Genomic DNA, 17,229 nt, shown 5'->3' on the forward strand with positions numbered 1-17,229 from the left:
GCCGGTAGTGTCCGGACCGTGACGAATCCAGCAGACCCCCCATCCGGCCCGGCCGGCGGCCCTGAGGGTCCGCGCGTTCCCGGGCCGCACCCTCCCGGTGTGCCCGGGCCGGGACCTCTGCCCGGGCCGGGCGTGCCCGCCCCCGGCCCGTATCCACCCGGTTTCCCCCACCCACCGCACGGGTCCGCGGCGTGGCCGCCCGGACCTCCTCCGCAGGCTCCCGGCGGCCCGTATCCGCAGGGGCCCGGAGGCGCCCATCCGCACGGTCCGTATCCGCCGGGGGCTCCCCCCGGCTTCCGCCCGCCGACTCCGCCCCGACGCGGCCCGCGAGCGCTGTGGTGGGTGCTGGGGGCCGCGGCGCTTGTCGTCGTGCTCCTGGTCGGCGCCGGCGCGACCGTCCTCCTCCTGGGCGGAGGAGCGTCGGGCCCCCACCCGGGCCTGGCCGAGGGGCGAAGCGAGGCCGGTGACATCGACGGCGTGCAGACATTCGACGGCCTGTCGATGAACCACGTCACCGGGACGGTCGACTACCCGCAGAATCCGCCCGTGGGCGGCGACCACGCGGCGGTCTGGCTCAACTGCGGTGTCTACGCGGAGGAGGTGCCGGCGGAGAACGCCGTCCACTCCCTGGAACACGGTGTCGTCTGGATCACCTACGACCCAACCATCGACGACGGGCAGGTCGACCTGCTCACCGGGCTGTACCGGCCGGGAAGCTACCTTCTGGTCAGCCCGGTCCCCGGTCTGCCGGCGCCCGTGGTGGCCTCGGCCTGGGGAAAGCAGCTGGGGGTGGACGACGCCGGCGACCCGCGTCTCCAGGAGTTCATCGCCCGCTACGAGCAGGGACCGCAGACACCGGAGCCCGGCGCCCCCTGTTCGGAGGGGATGGGCGAGCCCAGCGTCGGCGAGGCCGGCAGCATCGGGGTGTGACCCCGTCGCTCACCCGGGCAGAGCGTAGGTGCCGTCCTCCAGGGGGTCGACCAGACCGTCGGCGACGAGCGCGTCCAGCGCTCGCTCGCGCTGCACGCTCTTGTCCCAGACCGCGTCGAGCGCCTCCTTGGCCACCGGGCCGGGGGCCTCGCGCAGCACCGCGAGGAGCCGGCCCCGGACCTGGCGGTCCGTTCCGGCGTAGGTCTGTCCGCGCCGGGGCGGGCCGTCGTGCGGGGGGCGGCCGGCGAGGACCCAGGAGCACCGGTCCAGGATGGGGCAGTCGGCGCACTTGGGGGAGCGGGCCGTGCACACGAGCGCGCCCAGCTCCATCACGGCCACGCCCCAGCGCGCGGCCACGGCTGGCGCGTCCGGCAGCAGGGACTCCGCCAACCTCACCTCGGCCTTGGTCTGGGTTTTCGGAGGGTACTCAATTCCGGTCTCCGCCCGCGCGAGCACCCGGCGCACGTTGGTGTCGAGGATCGCGTGGCGCTGCCCGAACGCGAAGCTCGCGACCGCCGCGGCGGTGTAGGGGCCGACCCCGGGAAGGGCCAGCAGGTCGGAGTGGGAGTCGGGCACCCGCCCGTCGTGCCGTTCCACGATCGCCCGGGCGCAGGCGTGCAGGTTGAGCGCGCGACGGGGGTAGCCGAGCCGGTTCCACATGCGTACGGCCTCGCCCGCGGGTTCCGCGGCGAGGTCGGCCGGTCGAGGCCAGCGCTCCACCCACGCCTCCCAGGCGGGCAGCACCCGCACCACGGGCGTCTGCTGGAGCATGATCTCGCTGATCAGGATCTCCCACGGGGTGGCCTCGGGACGTCGCCACGGAAGGTCGCGAGCGTTGGCCTCGTACCATGCGAGAACCGCTGTGCTGTAAGGGTTTTCGTTCATGCGTAATCAGTTGCCCAACGGCGGGTTGAGTAGGTGCAAAGTCGGAAAGCCGGGATACTACGCCCATGCCCTCAAGCACTGGACCCGTGAGTTCCGAGACGTACATGAAACGGCGTGTCTTCGTGCTGGCCGGGATACTTCTGATAGTGGCGCTGATCGCCTATGCCTGCTCGGCCTCCCCCTCGGACGACGGGGAGCGGGCGGCCGGCGTGTCCCCTGATCCCGGTACCGGTGCGTCGCCCGATTCCTCCGCCTCGCCCAGTATCGCAGCATCGCCCTCCACCGGTGCCGGTTCGGAGGACGGGGACCCCGCGGGGGACGAGGACGCGGGCGGGTCCGAAGGGGCGGCCGGCGAGGGCGGGGAAGGCTCCGGGGGAGGGGCCGGCGGTCCCGGCGCCGCGGCCCCCGCGGGAGGCGGGGACGGCGGGGCAGCGCCCGACATCCCGGCCCCGCAGCGCTCCGAGGACCCCTGTCGTCCCCAGGACGTCGTGGTGACCCTCGCGACGGACCGCACCGACTACGCCTGGGACGCCCAGCCCAAGATCGAGGTCACCGTGGTCAACACCGCGGAGCAGACCTGCACGATCGACGTCGGGCCCAAGGCGATGGAGCTGCGCATCACCTCGGGTGAGGACCGGATCTTCTCCACCGCCGACTGTGTCGAGGGGCGGGGCACCGACAACGAACAGCTGCGCCGCGGGGTGCCGCTCACGACGACCGTCACCTGGGAGCGCGAACGCTCCTGGCCGGACTGCCGCGAAGCGGACAGCCAGGCCCGTCCGGGCACCTACGTCGTGACGCTGTACGGCGACTACGTCAACGGGGCCGAGCCACAGGTCTTCCGGCTCAACTGAGACGGTGGCCGGGTGGGGCACCCGGCCACCATCCTCAACGACGCTGTTTCGCGGGCAGGGCGAGGCGGAGCGCCTCGCCGAGGTCCTCGACGCCGATCGCCTCGATGCCGTCGACGGGTTCGTCGCTGTTGTGCGGGACGATGGCCTTGGTGAAACCGAGCCGTTGCGCCTCGGAGAGCCGCCGTTGCACGCCGCTGACCGCGCGCACGTCCCCGGCCAGCCCGACCTCGCCGATGGCGATGAAGCCGCGTGGCAACGCGAGGTCGGTGTGGGAGCCGGCCAGCGCGAGGGCCAGGGCCAGATCGATCGAGGGTTCGCCGAGCCGCACCCCGCCGACGGTGGAGGCGTAGACGTCGGAGGAGCCGATGCGCAGGCCCGCCCTGCGCTCCAGTACCGCCATGACCATCGCGACCCGGGCGGAGTCCAGCCCCGAGGTGGCGCGTCGCGGCTGGGGCAGCGCGGTGGGCGCGACGAGCGCCTGGACCTCGGCGATCAGGGGGCGACGTCCCTCAAGGGTGACCGTGACGCAGGTGCCCGGGACGGGCTCGTTGCGGCGGGTCAGGAACAGGCCGCTGGGGTCGGGCAGGCCGATGATGCCGGAGTCGGTGAGCTCGAAACAGCCGACCTCGTCGGTGGGGCCGTAGCGGTTCTTGACCGCGCGCAGCATCCGCAGCCGGGAGTGGCGGTCGCCCTCGAACTGCAGCACGACGTCGACCAGGTGCTCCAGCAGCCGGGGACCGGCGATGGAGCCGTCCTTGGTGACGTGGCCGACCAGCACGGTGGCGATGCCACGGGCCTTGGCCAGTCTGATCAGGGACCCGGCGACCTCGCGGACCTGGGTGACGCCGCCGGGAACCCCCGGGACGTCGGGCGAGCTCATGGTCTGCACGGAGTCGACGATGAGCAGTTTCGGCGCGATCTCGTCGACGTGGCCCGCCAGCGCCGCCACCGAGGTCTCGGCGGCGAGGAACAGTTTGGAGGACAGCGCCCCCAGGCGTTCGGCGCGGAGACGGACCTGGCCGGTGGACTCCTCACCGGTGACGTAGAGCACCGGCCCGGAGTCGGCGCACAGCGCCGCCACCTCGAGCAGCAGGGTGGACTTGCCCACGCCGGGCTCGCCGGCGAGCAGGAGGACGCCTCCGGGGACCAGGCCGCCGCCGAGGACGCGGTCGAGCTCCTCCAGACCGGTGGGGGCGGCATGGGCGGCTTCGACGTCGATCTCGGTGATGGGGCGGGCGGGGGAGCTGACCTTGGCCGCCACCAGGCCTCCCGAGACGGCGGGACCGACCTCCTCGACGGTGCCCCACGCCTGGCACTCGCCACAGCGGCCGACCCATTTGAGGGTGGTCCAGCCGCACTCGGCGCACCGGAACGTACTTTTCGCAGACCTGGCCATGTCTGCACGCTAGCGTGTCCCGGTGACACTCCGTACGGTCCTCCACAGCCCCGCGCCGTGGACGGCGGGACCGCTGCCTCGCCGGCGGCAAGCGTCACGGCTGGTCCGATCGGCCCACCGCAGCGACATATCAGACATGCCGTCGGGATGACCGGCACAGTCCTCCCCAAATGCGTCACTGTACGTATACAATTCGTCGCGTCAAGTGAATGACCGTTGTCGGCCTGTTCGTTGACCGAACGGCGGGGGCGGGTCACGTTCGAGTTCCCGGCCTTCGCGTTCCCGAGGAGGAAAGCGCGTGTCCCCCACCACCACCGCACGTCGTCTCACGGCCGTCGCGCTCAGCGCCGCAGGAGTCCTGGCCCTGGCCACCGTCCCCGCCCAGGCCGAGGCGGCCACCGCGGACGTCACGGGACGCTACGTCGCCCTCGGCGACTCCTTCACCGCGGGACCGCTCATCCCGGGACAGTACGGCAGGCCGGTGTTCTGCCTGCGCTCCCGGAAGAACTACCCCAACCTGGTCGCGCAGGCGCTCGGCTCGGCCGAGTTCCACGACGCCAGCTGTTCCGGGGCGACCACCGAGCACATGACCCGGCCCCAAGGACTGCCGCTCGACACCGAGAACGCCCCCCAGCTCGACGCCCTCACCCCCGACACCGACCTCGTCACCCTGGGGATCGGGGGCAACGACTTCGGCTTCGCGGAGATCCTGATCACCTGCGCCACGTTGAGCGCCACCGATCCCGCCGGCGACCCCTGCCGGGACCGCTACGTCGACGACGAGGGCGGCGACGAACTGGCCCGACGAGCGGACGAGACCGGGGAGAAGGTCGCCGCGGTACTCGCCGAGATCGCCGAGCGCAGCCCTGAGGCGACCGTGGTCGTCGTCGGCTACCTGCAGATCCTGCCGGCCGAGCGCGGATGCTGGCCGCTGGTGCCCATCGCCCGTGGGGACGTCGCCTACCTCGACGCCGCGCAGAGCGACCTCAACACGGTCTTGGCGAAAGAGGCGGCCGAGGCCGGCGCGGTGTTCGTGGACGTCGGCGAACGAGGGCACGACGTATGCGCCGCCGCCGACGAGAAGTGGGTCGAGGGCATCTTCCCCACCCGGCCGGCCGCCCCGGTCCACCCCAACGCCTCGGGCATGGCGGCGACCGCGCAGCGCGTCTTGGAGGCGGTCGGCGTCGAACAGGCCCCATTGGCCTAGGCGCCGAGGGCGGGTCCGGGAGGGCGCGGCCCTCCGGCCGTGTCGTCCCGGGCGGTACCGGTGGCGAAGACGGGGGCGGGGATCGGGAACCGGATCCGATCCCACGGAGTCCCATGAGAGTCATTCCATCTCAGACCGGGACGGACTTCCCGCTGTCCCGGCGCAGTGAAAGAGGCCCCCGTGACGTCCCCCGCCAGGAAGCGACTGTCCCGAGCCGTGGTCATGACGCCGGTCGCCGTCGGTGCGACCCTCGCGCTCTCCGGCTGCGGCCTGCTCTTCCCGTTCCCCTTCGTCCCCGCCCCCGAGCCCGAGGTGCCGATCGAGGAGACCGTGCCCGCCCAGCAGGCCGACGGTACCGAGGGCCTCGTCTCCGGTGACTACCGCACCGGGCCGATCCCGGCGTCCTCCCCGGAGTTCGACGAGTCCACCCTGCCGGCGGAACCGGGTGACACCGCCACCCCCACCGAGCAGATCGAGTGGGAGGTCCTCAAGAGCGCGAACCAGGCGTCGCTGCTCTATGACCCCTCCTCCACCGCGGAGTGCACCGAGACGCAGGCGTCGGTGGACGAGACCATCGACTGCACCGTCACCTACCAGGGGCTCCAGATCCCCTACACGGTCGACGTCACCGGCGGCTCCTACATCTTCAGCTACGAGTACCGCGCCGACAGCGTCCCGATGGTCCGCGACGTGGTCGAGGACGCGCTGCGCTACTGGGCCGACGCCGAGGCCGTGCGCTGCGACATGGACGAGGCCCAGCTCGCCACCCCCGACATCGACAGCGGGGTCGTGTGCGACGCGCAGACCGAGTACGGGGTGGAGTCCTACAACGTCGAGGTGAGCGCCTACGGCTACGTCAGCTTCACCATGGTCTGAGCCGGACGGGCTCGCCCGCCGGTCTGTGCGGGCGGGAACGGTCTCAGTACTCCCGCCACCACAGGTTGACCGCGTAGTCCACCTCCAGCCCCTCGTGCGAGGCGATGACCTCTTGGGCGATCGCGGCGGAGAACTCGATGCGGACCACCGCCTCGAAGTCCTCACGCCGTTCGAAGCGCCACCGCATGTCCAGCGGCCGGCGCGCAAAGCCCTGACGGCTCCAGAACCGCTCGACCGCCACGGGGTCGTACGAGGGCAGGAAGCGGCGGAACCAGCGGCCGAAGGTGCTGCGGGTGGCGTCGTTGTCGATGACGAAGGCGACGCCGCCTCGCCGCATCACCCGCTCCAGTTCGGCGAGACCGGGCTCACATCCGGGGCCGAAGAAGTACGCCCAGCGGGCGTGCGCGACCTCCACGGAGGCGTCGGCGACGGGCAGGCTCTGGGCGACCCCGGTGCGCACCTCGACGTTGGGCAGGTCGCGGACGCGCGCGCGGGCGACGGAGGCCAGGGCGGCGTGCGGTTCGACGCCCACGACCCCGCGGGCGCGCTCCGCGAAGTAGGGCAGGTGGTAGCCCGTGCCGCAGCCGATGTCGAGGACGTGTGCGCCGTCCCAGTCGCGGATGGCGCGCATGGCGGCGTCGATCACCCCGTCAGGATCCACCGCCCGGTTCTCCAGCTCATAGACCTGCGGGCTGTTCCAGATGTTGGGGCTGGGAATCGCCCCCGACGGCGTCGCGTTCACTCGGCAGACGCTATCCGCATCATTGGCGTGCGAGCCAATTTCCGTTACAACGCATAGGGTTGATGAGGTGAGCGCTATCCAGGTTCCAGACGCGCCTGTCGTCCTCTCGACAGCGTCGGTCTACCCGGAGAAGACCCCCGCGGCCTTCGAGATCGCCGCCGAGCTCGGCTACGACGGCGTCGAGGTCATGGTCACCGGTGAGCCGGCCAGCCAGGACGTCGACATGCTGCGGCGGCTCTCCGACTACCACCAGGTCCCCATCCTCGCCGTCCACTCGCCCTGTCTGATCGTGACCCAGCGGGTGTGGGGACGCGACCCCTGGGTCAAGCTGGTCCGCTCCAAGGAGATGGCCGAGACCCTGGGGGCGCGGACGGTCGTCGTCCACCCCGCCTTCCGCTGGCAGCGCGAGTACGCCAAGGAGTTCGAGACGGGATTGGCGCGCATGCAGGAGGAGACCGACATCGTGTTCGCGGTCGAGAACATGTACCCGGTCCACATGCGCGGCAAGGAGGTCGTCCCCTACGCGCCCAGCTGGAACCCGCTCGACCGCGACTACCCCGACGTCACCCTCGACCTCTCCCACACCGCCATGTCGCGCTCCGACGCGATGGACATGGCCGCGCAGTTGGGCGACCGGCTGTCCCACGTCCACCTCGCCGACGGTCTGGGCGGCCAGAACATCGACGAGCACCTGATCCCCGGGCGCGGCAACCAGCCCTGCGCGGAGCTGCTCGAACACCTCGCCGGCACGGGGTACGACGGTCAGATCGTCCTGGAGGTCAGCACCCGCAAGGCACCCGACCGCGAGACCCGGCGCACTGAGCTGGCCGAGGCGCTGGCGTTCGCCCGCCTGCACTTCGCGAGGGCCGGCGGGGGGACGGGCGAGAGGCCGGACCGCCGTGAGCGCATCGCCCTGCGGCGCGCGACCGCCCAGACCGCGCCCCGACGGTTCTCGGCCGGCCCCGACGGCACGATCGTCGACGAGACCTGAACCGGGACCCGTGGCACGTACCGGACGGCGTCCCGGCGCGACCGTGACCCGGGAGCGGATCCTCGAGGTCGCCCGCGAGGAATTCGCCGACAAGGGGTACACGGGCGCCTCCGTTCGCGGTATCGCCCGGGCCGCCGGCGTCGACCCCGCGCTCGTGCACCACTTCTTCGGGGCCAAGGAACAGGTGTTCGTCGCCGCGATGCGGCTGCCCTACGATCCCGCCGAGGTGCTGCGCGGGATCACGGCCTCCTCCTCCCGGCACGACCGCGCCGAGGCGCTGCTCCGCTTCCTGCTGGGGGCGTGGGAGGATCCCCGGACCCGGGGGCCGTTGCTGGCGCTGCTGCGCTCGGCGGCCGCCCACGACGCCTTCGCCGTGACCGTCAGGGGCTTCCTGGAGGACGTCCTCTCCCGGCACATCGCCGAGCGGTTCGAGGTTCCTCCGCTGCGCGCCACCGCGCTCCTCTCCCAGGTGTTCGGGTTGCTGGCGATGCGCTACGTGGTCGAGGTCGAGCCGTTGGCCTCGGCGGCGGTCGACGACATCGTGGCGGTCTACGCGCCCGCCCTGCGCGCCCTGATCGACGCGGACGGTGCCGAGCCGGACGACGAGGGCCGGCGCGCGGGAACCGACGAGCCAGGAGGACGCTGATGGACATCGGACCGTCCCCGTGGAGGCGGGACCGGCACGGGCCGCGCCCGTTCCCGGTCGGAGAGGGGACCGAGGCCCTGGTGCGGGCGGTGCGGCGGCTCGCCGACCAGGGGCTGTCCGCCTCCGTCGAGTACCACGGGGAGGAGGTCCGCCACCCCGAGCAGGTGTCGGCCGCCCTCCACCGGTACCTGCGTCTCCTGGACCGACTGGCAGCGGAGGGGCTCTCGGCGGTGACCGAGCTGTCGGTGCACCCCACGGAACTGGGCCTGTACCTGGGCGCGGAGGGCGAAGCGCTGGCCGTGGCCTCTCTCGCCCGGCTCTGCGCCGGGGCCGAGCGGACGGGAGCGACCGTCACCGTGCGGGCGGGGACCGGGGGAACCGATGAGGCGGTATCGCGCCTCGTGGCCGCCGTGCGCACCGACCACCCCCGGCTCGGGGTGGAGGTCTGGCCCCGGTCGCGTCTCACGGGCGAGCCTCCCCTACGGCCCGGCTCCCGGGTCCGGCTGTGCTCGGGCGCTCCCGAGGGGGCACCTGCGGCCACGTTGCTCTCCCGTCATGAGGGTGACCTCGCCTATGTCCGCGCGCTGCGCCGGCTCATCGACAGCGGGGCCCAATTGGTGGTCGCCACCCACGACCCCCGTCTGATGGCGATCGCGGGCGCGCTCGCGGCGCTCGCGACGGAGGAGATCGAGTACCAGGTCGGTCGTGGCGCGCGTCCTCGTGACATCGGCGAGCCGGGTGCCCGGGTACGGGTCGGTCTCGCCTACGGCCCGGGACATCGTGGGAGTCCTCGCAGGGGTCCTCGACCGGTGTCCACACCGGGAGGACCGCCGTCGGCGCGCCTGGGGCCCGGACCGCTAACGTGGGACCCAGTCGAAAGGTAGGGGACCACATGATCGCGATCATCGGCGCGGGCAAGATGGGCGAAGCCCTGCTCGCCGGACTCCTCGGCACCGGCCACGCCGCCGCCGAGGTCCTCGTCACCGAGCCGCGGGCCGAACAGGCGCGGCGGTTGCGCGAGCGCTACGGGGTCGAGATCGTCCCGGCCGAGGAGGCCGCGCGACGCGCCGACACCCTCGTCCTGGCGCTCAAGCCCCAGGACATGGTCGACCTGCTCGTCGACGTCGCGCCCGCGATCAGCGGCGACACGCTGGTCATCTCGGTGGCGGCCGGCATCACGACCGGCCTGCTGGAGAAGCACCTGGTCGGTGACGTCGCGGTCGTGCGGGCGATGCCCAACACGCCGGCGGTCGTCGGCCAGGGGATGACCGCCATCGCGGCCGGCCGGCACGCCACCGCCGACCACCTCGACCGGGCCGAGGCGCTGCTCCGCCCGGTCGGCGAGGTGCTGCGCGTCGCCGAGCGGCACATGGACACGGTGACCGCCCTGTCGGGCAGCGGCCCCGCCTACTTCTACTTCATCGTCGAGACGATGATCGACGCCGGGGTGCTGATGGGCATGTCGCGTGACATCGCCGAGAAGCTGGTCGTGCAGACGATCGCGGGTTCGGCGTCCATGCTGCGCGACTCCGGGGAGCACCCCGTCGTGCTGCGCGAGGCGGTCAGCTCGCCGGGTGGGACCACCGCCGCCGCGGTCCGCGAACTCGAACGCCACGGCGTGCGCACCGCGTTCACCGACGCCATCGAGGCCGCCCGCGACCGCAGCCGCGAACTCTCCGAGGGCTGAACCCCGGCCGAGGCGGCTCCTCGGTCCCCCGACACCCCCGTACCTGACGACCCGGCGGAAGATGGACGTCCCCGATTTCGTTAGTGTGTGGTGGAACGCACACATCGACACGTTTTCCGCCGGGAGGGTGCATGTCCTGTTCGCTGCGCGTGGCGTGGGACGAGGGGCTGACGGCCTACAACTTCGGGCCGCAGCATCCGCTCGCGCCGGTCCGCGTCGAACTGACGATGGCACTGGCCCGCGAACTCGGCGTCTTCGACGCGCCGGGGGTCTCCTTCACCGGCGTCGAACCCGCGGACGACAAGTTGCTGGAGCTCGTGCACGATCGCCACTACATCGAGGCGGTCAAGCGGGCCGGCGTCACCTTGCAACCGGACGACCCCTACTACCTCGGCACCGCCGACAACCCGGTCTTTCCCAACATGCACGATGCCGCCGCGCTGATCTCGGGGGCCTCGGTCGCGGCGGCGCGCGCGGTGTGGGCGGGCGAGGCGCAGCACGCGGTCAACATCGCCGGTGGGCTGCACCACGCGATGCCCAAGCACGCCTGGGGTTTTTGCGTCTACAACGACGCGGCGCTGGCGATCGCCTGGCTGCTGGAGCAGGGTGCCAAACGTGTCGCCTACGTCGACGTGGACGTGCACCACGGCGACGGTGTGCAGAAGGTGTTCTACGACGATCCGCGGGTCCTGACGATCAGCCTGCACGAGTCGCCGTTGACGCTGTTCCCCGGCACCGGCCGCCCGGGCGAGATCGGGGGACCGCGCGCCGAGGGGTACGCGGTCAACGTCGCCCTGCCGGCCGGCACCGGCGACGAGCGGTGGTTGCGGGCCTTCCACGCCGTCGTCCCCCCGCTGCTGCGCGAGTTCCAGCCGGAGGTCCTCGTCACCCAGCACGGATGCGACACCCACACCCTCGACCCGCTCGCCAATCTCACGATGAGCCTGGACGGGCAACGGCTGGCCTACGCCGAGCTGCACCGGCTGGCCAAGGAGACCGCAGGGGGCCGCTGGGTGGTCCTCGGGGGCGGTGGCTACGAATTGGTGCAGGTCGTGCCACGGGCCTGGACGCACCTGCTCGCCGAGGTCACCGGGGCACCGCTGGACCCCGACACGCAGACGCCGCAGGAGTGGCGGGAGTTCGTCCAGCGCCGCACCGGCGAGACCGCGCCGTTGCGGATGACCGACGGACGCGATCCCGGCCACGTGCCCTTCGAGGAGGGATTCGACCCCGCCGACCCGGTCGACCAGGCGATCCAGGAGACCCGCCGGGCGGTCTTCCCCTGCCATGGCATCGACCCGAACCTGTGATCCGGCCCGCCGGAGCAGTTGAACCCGGCGGGGAACGGGTATGAGGATGCCTCAATAGCCCGCGGAGGCCGGTAGCGGCGGGCACACGATCCGAAAGGGGACATGGTGACGCCGCCCTCACGAGCGGAACTGATCGACCACCTGGTGCGGACGGGGATCGCGGGGCAGGTGGACACGCCCCGGCAGAACAACCTCAAGCACTACCAGAGGCTCGTCGAGGGCGATCCGTACCACCAGTTCGGCCTCTCGTTCGCGCACGAATGGTCCTTCGGCGAGGTCCTCGCCCTGATGTCGAAGCGCTGCGGCGTGGTCGCCGACGAGAACTACCTGTGGGGCATCGACACGATCGACCCCGACCGCACCGTCGACGCGCTGGAGGCGGTGGCCGAGCGCATGGCCGAGGCGGCGCGCAACCGGGAGCGGATCCTGCTGGCCACCGGGCACCCGCGCAACCTGCTGGAGACCTACCAGGGGTGGAAGCGCGTCTTGACGGCCAACGGATGCCAGGTGGTGACGGCCGCGGCGGGCCACTCCTACGAGATCGAGGGCGAGCATCCGCCGAAGACGCGTGTCCTCACCTGGCGGGAGGACGTCGCGTTGGTCACCGACGGGCAACAGCCCCGGCACAGCCACCACCCCTTCGCGATGCAGGCCATCCTGGCCGACCTCACGGCGCGGGGCGAGCCGTGGCCGCAGCTGGTCATCGCCGACCACGGTTTCGCGGGGGCGGCGGCGCAGGCCGGCATCAACGTGGTGGGATTTGCCGATTCCAACGATCCGGCACTGTTCCTCGGCGAGCACGAGGGCAAACTGCACACCACGGTGCCGTTGGACGACGGATACCTCACCGACGACTACCGTCCGTTGTCCGACTACGTCCTGTCGCGGGCCGGACTCACCTGAGGGCGGATCGTTTTATACCCATCTCCTAAACCTCAGGGGCACCCTTCCCCACATGTAGCTGCAGGGACAGCAAAGCCAACCTTTCAATGCCGTGACCCCGGATTTACGCTGAAACCGGACGTGGCAGTAGTTACGGAACGACACACCGGCGTGGTGATGGGACGGAGTGGATCATCGCTCCGCGCCCACCACGGTGGCGACAGGGCAGGGACGAGTACGCCCACGTCCGGGAAAGAGGGCGGCGGAACATGAACGGTGGCAAGGCTCCTTTGGACGAGGTCAGGTTCCTGACCGTGGCCGAGGTCGCGACGATCATGCGGGTCTCCAAGATGACTGTCTACCGAATGGTCCACTCGGGGGTTCTCCCCGCCATCCGGGTGGGACGTTCCTACCGGGTGCCTGAACGAGCTGTCCACGACTACCTCCGAGAGGCGTTCGTCGAGGCCGGTTAGCAGCGGCATCCGGGACTCCCCGGAGCGGTGCACCCCGCCCACCGGCACCGGGGAACGGCCGGCCTTCGCGTCGGCACCGGATATCGGAATCCGCGGGCGTGTCTCCCCGGCACGCCCGCCTCTCCCACCCCCGGGGTGCGGGCCTCGGGGCCTGGGACCTGCCCGGACCGGGCCGAAGTCCTCTCGCGCAGGGCATCTACTACACTGTGTCGTTATTGAACGATGCCTGTTTCACCTCCTCTTTCGAGGTTTTGACGATGCCCTGTAATGAGCCCGGTGCCCGCACGCGCCCGGCGTTCCGGCGTTCGGTCGCCGCCCTCGCGGCGGTCATCGCGCTCACCGGTTGCGCCGGACAGGCCGCCACCGACTCCGGAAGCTCCAACGACCGCTACGTCGAGGGCGACGGGTCCACGACCGCGTTCGCGCCCGAGGACCGCACCCCCGCGCCCGCTGTCGAGGGGGAGACGATCGGTGGCGACCCCATCTCCCTCGACGACTACGAGGGAGACGTCGTCGTCGTCAACTTCTGGGCGAGCTGGTGCGCTCCCTGCCGCGCCGAGACGCCCGTCCTGGAGGAGGTCTACGGCGAGTACAAGGACGCCGGCCTGGAGTTCCTCGGGGTCAACATCAAGGACAACCGGACCTCCGCCGAGGCGTTCGAACGCAACCAGGAGGTCACCTACCCCAGCCTGTACGACCAGGCCGGCGAGGTCCCCCAGGCGTTCCGCGACACCGTTCCGCCCCAGGCGATCCCCAGCACGCTGGTCATCGACCGCGAGGGCCGCATCGCCGCCCGTGTCATCGGCGCCACCAACTACCGTGACCTGACCGGGCTCGTCGAGCCGGTCCTGGACGAGGGCGCCCGGGAGGACGCCGGATCCGCATGATCGCCGAAACGATCGTGCAGGGTTCGCTGCTGCTGGCGGTTCCGCTGGCGGCCGCGGCCGGATTGGTGTCGTTCCTGTCCCCGTGCGTCCTGCCGTTGGTGCCGGGCTACCTCTCCTACGTCACCGGTATGACCGGCGCGGACATCGCCACACGGCGCCGGGCGCAGGTCGCGGCGGCGGCCTCCGGTGACGCCACGCGGGTCGAGACCGTCGATGACGCGCTGGCGGCTCGACGGTGGACCATGCTCGCCGGCAGCCTGCTGTTCGTCGCCGGCTTCACCGCGGTGTTCGTGGCGGTGGGGGTCTTCTTCGGAGGCGTCGGCGGCCTGCTGCTGGACTACTCCGATGTCATCACCCGGGTCCTGGGCGCCATGACGATCGTGCTGGGACTGGCCTTCATGGGCGTCGTGCCGGGACTGAACCGGGAGTTCCGGTTCCACCGGTTGCCGGCGGCGGGGGTGGCCGGGGCGCCTCTCCTGGGCGTGCTGTTCGGACTCGGCTGGACGCCGTGCATCGGCCCGACGCTGGCCGCCGTGCAGTCGCTGGCGTTCGTCGAGGGCAGTGTCGACCGGGGCGCGCTGCTGTCGCTGGCCTACTGCCTGGGCCTGGGTCTGCCGTTTGTCGCGGCGGCCCTCATGTACCGACGCGCCCTCGGCGCGTTCGACTGGGTCAAGCGCCACTACCGCGTCATCACCGCGGTCGGCGGCGCGTTGCTCGTGGTCGTGGGCCTGCTCCTGGTGTCCGGTCTGTGGACCGACGTCAACGCCATCATGCAGGGCTGGACCGCCAACTTCACGACGGTGATTTAGCAGTGACTTCCTTGAAGCCGGCCGGCGCGGCCGACAGCACCGGAAAAACGGGGACCGACAGTCCGCCCCGGCTCTCCGCCCTGGGGTGGGCGCGCTGGGCCTGGCGCATCCTCACCTCGATGCGGACCGCGCTGATCCTCCTCTTCCTGTTGGCGATCGGCGCCATCCCCGGTTCGGTCCTGCCGCAGCGCTCGGTCAGCGACGAACAGGTCCGCAACTACTTCCTGGACAACCCCGACCTCGCGCCGTGGCTCGACCGGTTCTACCTGTTCGACGTCTACTCCTCGCCCTGGTACGCCGCGATCTACCTGCTGCTGTTCGTCTCGTTGACGGGGTGCGTCCTGCCGAGGGCCGCCGCGCACTACCGCGCGATGCGGGCGCGCCCGCCACGGACCCCGCACAACTTCGGCCGCCTGCCCTACTCGGCGAGCTTCACCACCGCGGCGTCCCCGCAGACGGTGCTCGCCGAGGCGCGCGCCGCGCTCAAGGGGTACCGGATCGACACCAGGGACGACTCCGTGGCGGCCGAGAAGGGCTACCTGCGCGAGACCGGCAATGTCGTCTTCCACCTCGCCCTGCTCGGCCTGCTGATCGCCCTGGGCGCCGGTTCGCTCTTCGGTTACCGCGGCAACATGCTGATCATCGAGGGGGACGGGTTCGCCAACACGGTGACCTCCTACGACGCCTACGAACCGGGGACGTCGGTGGAACCCGGCGACCTCCAGCCGTTCTGGCTGAGGCTGGACGATTTCCAGGCCGAGTTCATCGAGGAGGGCGACCTCACCGGTCAGGCGGCCTCCTACGTCGCCGACGTGACCTACCGGGAGGCGCCCGGCGCCCCCGAGCGCACCCACACCCTGGAGGTCAACCACCCCCTGTCGGTGGACGGCGCCCAGGTCTACCTGCTCGGCCACGGCTACGCGCCGGAGTTCACGGTGACCAACCCCGACGGCGAGGTCGTCTTCGACCAGGCGGTGCCGTTCCTGGACCGCCAGGAGGGCAATTTCGTCTCCGACGGTGTGGTGAAGGTGCCCGACACGGGAGCGGAGCAGCTCGGCTTCACCGCGGTGTTCCTGCCCTCGGCGGCCGAGACGGCCACCGGCGAGCTGACCTCCGACTTCCCCGGGGCCCGCAACCCGGTGGTCACGCTGCGCGCCTTCAAGGGCGACCTGGGGCTGGACAGCGGCGACTCCCAGTCGGTCTACCAGCTCTACACCGAACGGATGGAGGAGCTCGGGGACTCACCGCAGCTCTCCCCGGGCGAGACCTGGGAGCTGCCCGAGGGAGCCGGGAACATCACCTTCACCGGCTACCGCGAGTACATCAGCGTCCAGGTCAACAGCGACCCGGCGCGTGTGCCGGCGTTGGTCGCCGCCGTCGCGGCGGTGCTGGGGCTGCTGTGCACGCTGTTCGTCCACCCCCGCCGCGCCTGGGTGCGGGCCAGGCCCGACGCCGACGGCCGCACCGTGGTCGAGGTCGGTGGCCTGGGCAAGACCGAAGGGGCCGGCGCCATCACCGAGCTGCACGGGATCAGCCTGCGGCTCCGGGACAGACTGCGGGAGCGTCCCGCTTCCGACGACACGAGCACCGAGAAGGAGTAGCCGGTGAACACCGTGCTCGCCGCCGAACCGGCGGTCGACGAGGGCATGGCGTCGGTCAGCGACGCCCTCATCATCGCGATGATCGTCACCTACGCCATCGCCCTGTTCCTGTTCGCCGTCGAGGCGGCGTATGGGCGACGCAAGGCGATCAAGGCCGAGCGTCTGGTCGGGGTCGGGGCTTCGGGCGCCGACGAGGACGGCATGGAGGTCAACCTCCGCGCGCCCGACCCCGAGACCAGCGCCTCCCAGCACATCCTGGGCAACGTCGCGCTCGGGGTCACCGTGCTGGGCTTCCTGCTCAACCTCGGCCAGATCGTCACCCGCGGCCTCGCGGCGGACCGCTGGCCCTGGGGCAACATGTTCGAGTTCGTGGTGGCGGTCTGCCTGTGCTCCGTGGCGGCGTTCCTGTTCGGCGCCATTCGCTACAAGGCCCGTTACCTGGGCACGTTCGTGCTGGTGCCGGTCCTGCTGCTGCTGGGGATCGCGGCGAAGTGGCTCTACAGTGAGGCCGGCCCGGTCATCCCGGCGCTGGACTCCTACTGGATCGCCATCCACGTCTCCGCGGCGATCCTGGCGACGGGCGCCTTCATGGTGTCGGGCGCGGCGGCGATCACCTATCTGTTGGCGCAGCGGACCGAGGCCAAGCGGGCGCGGGGCGAGACGGTCACCGGGATCGCCGCCAAGCTGCCCAGCTCGGAACTGCTGGACCGGGTCTCGCACCGCTTCGTCGTACTCGCGTTCCCGCTGTGGACGTTCGGCATCATCGCCGGTGCCATCTGGGCCGACGAGGCGTGGGGCCGGTTCTGGGGGTGGGACCCCAAGGAGGTGTGGTCGTTCATCACCTGGGTCGTCTACGCGGCCTACCTGCACGCCCGGGCCACCGCGGGCTGGCGCGGGACGAAGGCCACGGTCATCGGCCTGGTGGGCTTCGCCTGCCTGCTCTTCAACTTCTTCGGGGTGAACTACCTGTTCAGCGGGTTGCACTCCTACGCCTAGGTGGCGTTCACCGACCAGAGGAGACCAGACGAGGGGCCCGCCCCATTGGGACGGGCC

Annotated in this window: 18 protein-coding genes; 15 read left to right on the forward strand and 3 right to left on the reverse strand. The window is 71.4% G+C overall.

The window, feature by feature from the left end; all coding sequences use genetic code 11:
• The first annotated feature begins 342 nt into the window (after positions 1 to 342).
• Positions 343 to 930, forward strand: coding sequence for a DUF3105 domain-containing protein (locus tag B5D66_RS19150; protein WP_235001106.1), 588 nt, complete (start codon positions 343 to 345; stop codon positions 928 to 930).
• Positions 931 to 939: 9 nt separating this feature from the next.
• On the opposite strand, the gene B5D66_RS19155 is transcribed toward B5D66_RS19150, so the two are convergent.
• Complete coding sequence (locus tag B5D66_RS19155; protein ID WP_078763168.1) at positions 940 to 1,815, reverse strand: HhH-GPD family protein; 876 nt, start codon at positions 1,813 to 1,815, stop codon at positions 940 to 942.
• A gap of 86 nt (positions 1,816 to 1,901) precedes the next feature.
• On the opposite strand from B5D66_RS19155, the gene B5D66_RS19160 reads away from it, so the two are divergent.
• Positions 1,902 to 2,669 carry a hypothetical protein gene (locus B5D66_RS19160; RefSeq protein WP_235001107.1) on the forward strand — a complete coding sequence of 256 codons (768 nt, stop codon included), beginning with the start codon at positions 1,902 to 1,904 and terminating at the stop codon, positions 2,667 to 2,669.
• Between the two features lie 34 nt (positions 2,670 to 2,703).
• Here B5D66_RS19160 and radA read toward each other — a convergent pair whose 3' ends face one another.
• Entirely contained in the window at positions 2,704 to 4,065 is a 1,362-nt protein-coding gene (gene radA / locus B5D66_RS19165; protein ID WP_078763169.1) for a DNA repair protein RadA, read from the reverse strand.
• A 298-nt stretch (positions 4,066 to 4,363) separates the two neighbouring features.
• Here radA and B5D66_RS19170 point away from each other — a divergent pair, with 298 nt between their 5' ends.
• Together B5D66_RS19170 and B5D66_RS19175 are read left to right on the forward strand one after the other, a co-directional pair.
• Entirely contained in the window at positions 4,364 to 5,272 is a 909-nt protein-coding gene (locus B5D66_RS19170; protein WP_078763170.1) for an SGNH/GDSL hydrolase family protein, read from the forward strand.
• Between the two features lie 180 nt (positions 5,273 to 5,452).
• A complete protein-coding gene (locus tag B5D66_RS19175; protein WP_144390207.1) occupies positions 5,453 to 6,148 on the forward strand; it encodes a hypothetical protein in 696 nt (231 codons plus the stop codon).
• A gap of 43 nt (positions 6,149 to 6,191) precedes the next feature.
• Here the strand turns inward: B5D66_RS19175 and B5D66_RS19180 are convergent, their stop codons facing one another.
• Positions 6,192 to 6,809: a class I SAM-dependent methyltransferase gene (locus B5D66_RS19180; protein WP_200813718.1), complete on the reverse strand. Its 618-nt coding sequence runs from the start codon at positions 6,807 to 6,809 to the stop codon at positions 6,192 to 6,194.
• A 148-nt stretch (positions 6,810 to 6,957) separates the two neighbouring features.
• On the opposite strand from B5D66_RS19180, the gene B5D66_RS19185 reads away from it, so the two are divergent.
• From B5D66_RS19185 to ccsB, 11 genes are all read left to right on the forward strand, one after another.
• Complete coding sequence (locus B5D66_RS19185) at positions 6,958 to 7,881, forward strand: sugar phosphate isomerase/epimerase family protein (protein ID WP_078763173.1); 924 nt, start codon at positions 6,958 to 6,960, stop codon at positions 7,879 to 7,881.
• Between the two features lie 10 nt (positions 7,882 to 7,891).
• Entirely contained in the window at positions 7,892 to 8,527 is a 636-nt protein-coding gene (locus tag B5D66_RS19190; protein WP_078763174.1) for a TetR/AcrR family transcriptional regulator, read from the forward strand.
• Positions 8,527 to 9,411 carry a proline dehydrogenase family protein gene (locus B5D66_RS19195; RefSeq protein ID WP_078763175.1) on the forward strand — a complete coding sequence of 295 codons (885 nt, stop codon included), beginning with the start codon at positions 8,527 to 8,529 and terminating at the stop codon, positions 9,409 to 9,411. The genes B5D66_RS19190 and B5D66_RS19195 overlap by 1 nt, the downstream gene beginning before the upstream one ends.
• Positions 9,412 to 9,419: 8 nt before the next feature.
• Positions 9,420 to 10,214 carry a pyrroline-5-carboxylate reductase gene (gene proC / locus B5D66_RS19200; RefSeq protein ID WP_078763176.1) on the forward strand — a complete coding sequence of 265 codons (795 nt, stop codon included), beginning with the start codon at positions 9,420 to 9,422 and terminating at the stop codon, positions 10,212 to 10,214.
• Positions 10,215 to 10,345: 131 nt separating this feature from the next.
• Positions 10,346 to 11,524, forward strand: a complete 1,179-nt coding sequence (locus B5D66_RS19205; protein ID WP_078763177.1) for an acetoin utilization protein AcuC — start codon at positions 10,346 to 10,348, stop codon at positions 11,522 to 11,524.
• 105 nt (positions 11,525 to 11,629) lie between these two features.
• Entirely contained in the window at positions 11,630 to 12,427 is a 798-nt protein-coding gene (locus tag B5D66_RS19210; protein WP_078763310.1) for a phosphatase, read from the forward strand.
• Between the two features lie 248 nt (positions 12,428 to 12,675).
• On the forward strand, positions 12,676 to 12,879 hold the full coding sequence (locus B5D66_RS19215; RefSeq protein ID WP_078763178.1) for a helix-turn-helix domain-containing protein: 204 nt from the start codon (positions 12,676 to 12,678) through the stop codon (positions 12,877 to 12,879).
• Between the two features lie 257 nt (positions 12,880 to 13,136).
• Positions 13,137 to 13,766, forward strand: coding sequence for a TlpA family protein disulfide reductase (locus tag B5D66_RS19220; RefSeq protein ID WP_078763179.1), 630 nt, complete (start codon positions 13,137 to 13,139; stop codon positions 13,764 to 13,766).
• On the forward strand, positions 13,763 to 14,575 hold the full coding sequence (locus tag B5D66_RS19225; protein WP_078763180.1) for a cytochrome c biogenesis CcdA family protein: 813 nt from the start codon (positions 13,763 to 13,765) through the stop codon (positions 14,573 to 14,575). Before B5D66_RS19220 ends, B5D66_RS19225 begins: the two co-directional genes overlap by 4 nt.
• A gap of 11 nt (positions 14,576 to 14,586) precedes the next feature.
• Entirely contained in the window at positions 14,587 to 16,176 is a 1,590-nt protein-coding gene (gene resB / locus B5D66_RS19230; protein WP_078763311.1) for a cytochrome c biogenesis protein ResB, read from the forward strand.
• A gap of 45 nt (positions 16,177 to 16,221) precedes the next feature.
• Entirely contained in the window at positions 16,222 to 17,172 is a 951-nt protein-coding gene (ccsB, locus tag B5D66_RS19235; protein WP_078763312.1) for a c-type cytochrome biogenesis protein CcsB, read from the forward strand.
• The last annotated feature ends 57 nt before the right edge of the window (positions 17,173 to 17,229 follow it).

The sequence above is a fragment of the Marinactinospora thermotolerans DSM 45154 genome, assembly GCF_900167435.1.
Taxonomy (GTDB): Bacteria; Actinomycetota; Actinomycetes; order Streptosporangiales; family Streptosporangiaceae; genus Marinactinospora; species Marinactinospora thermotolerans.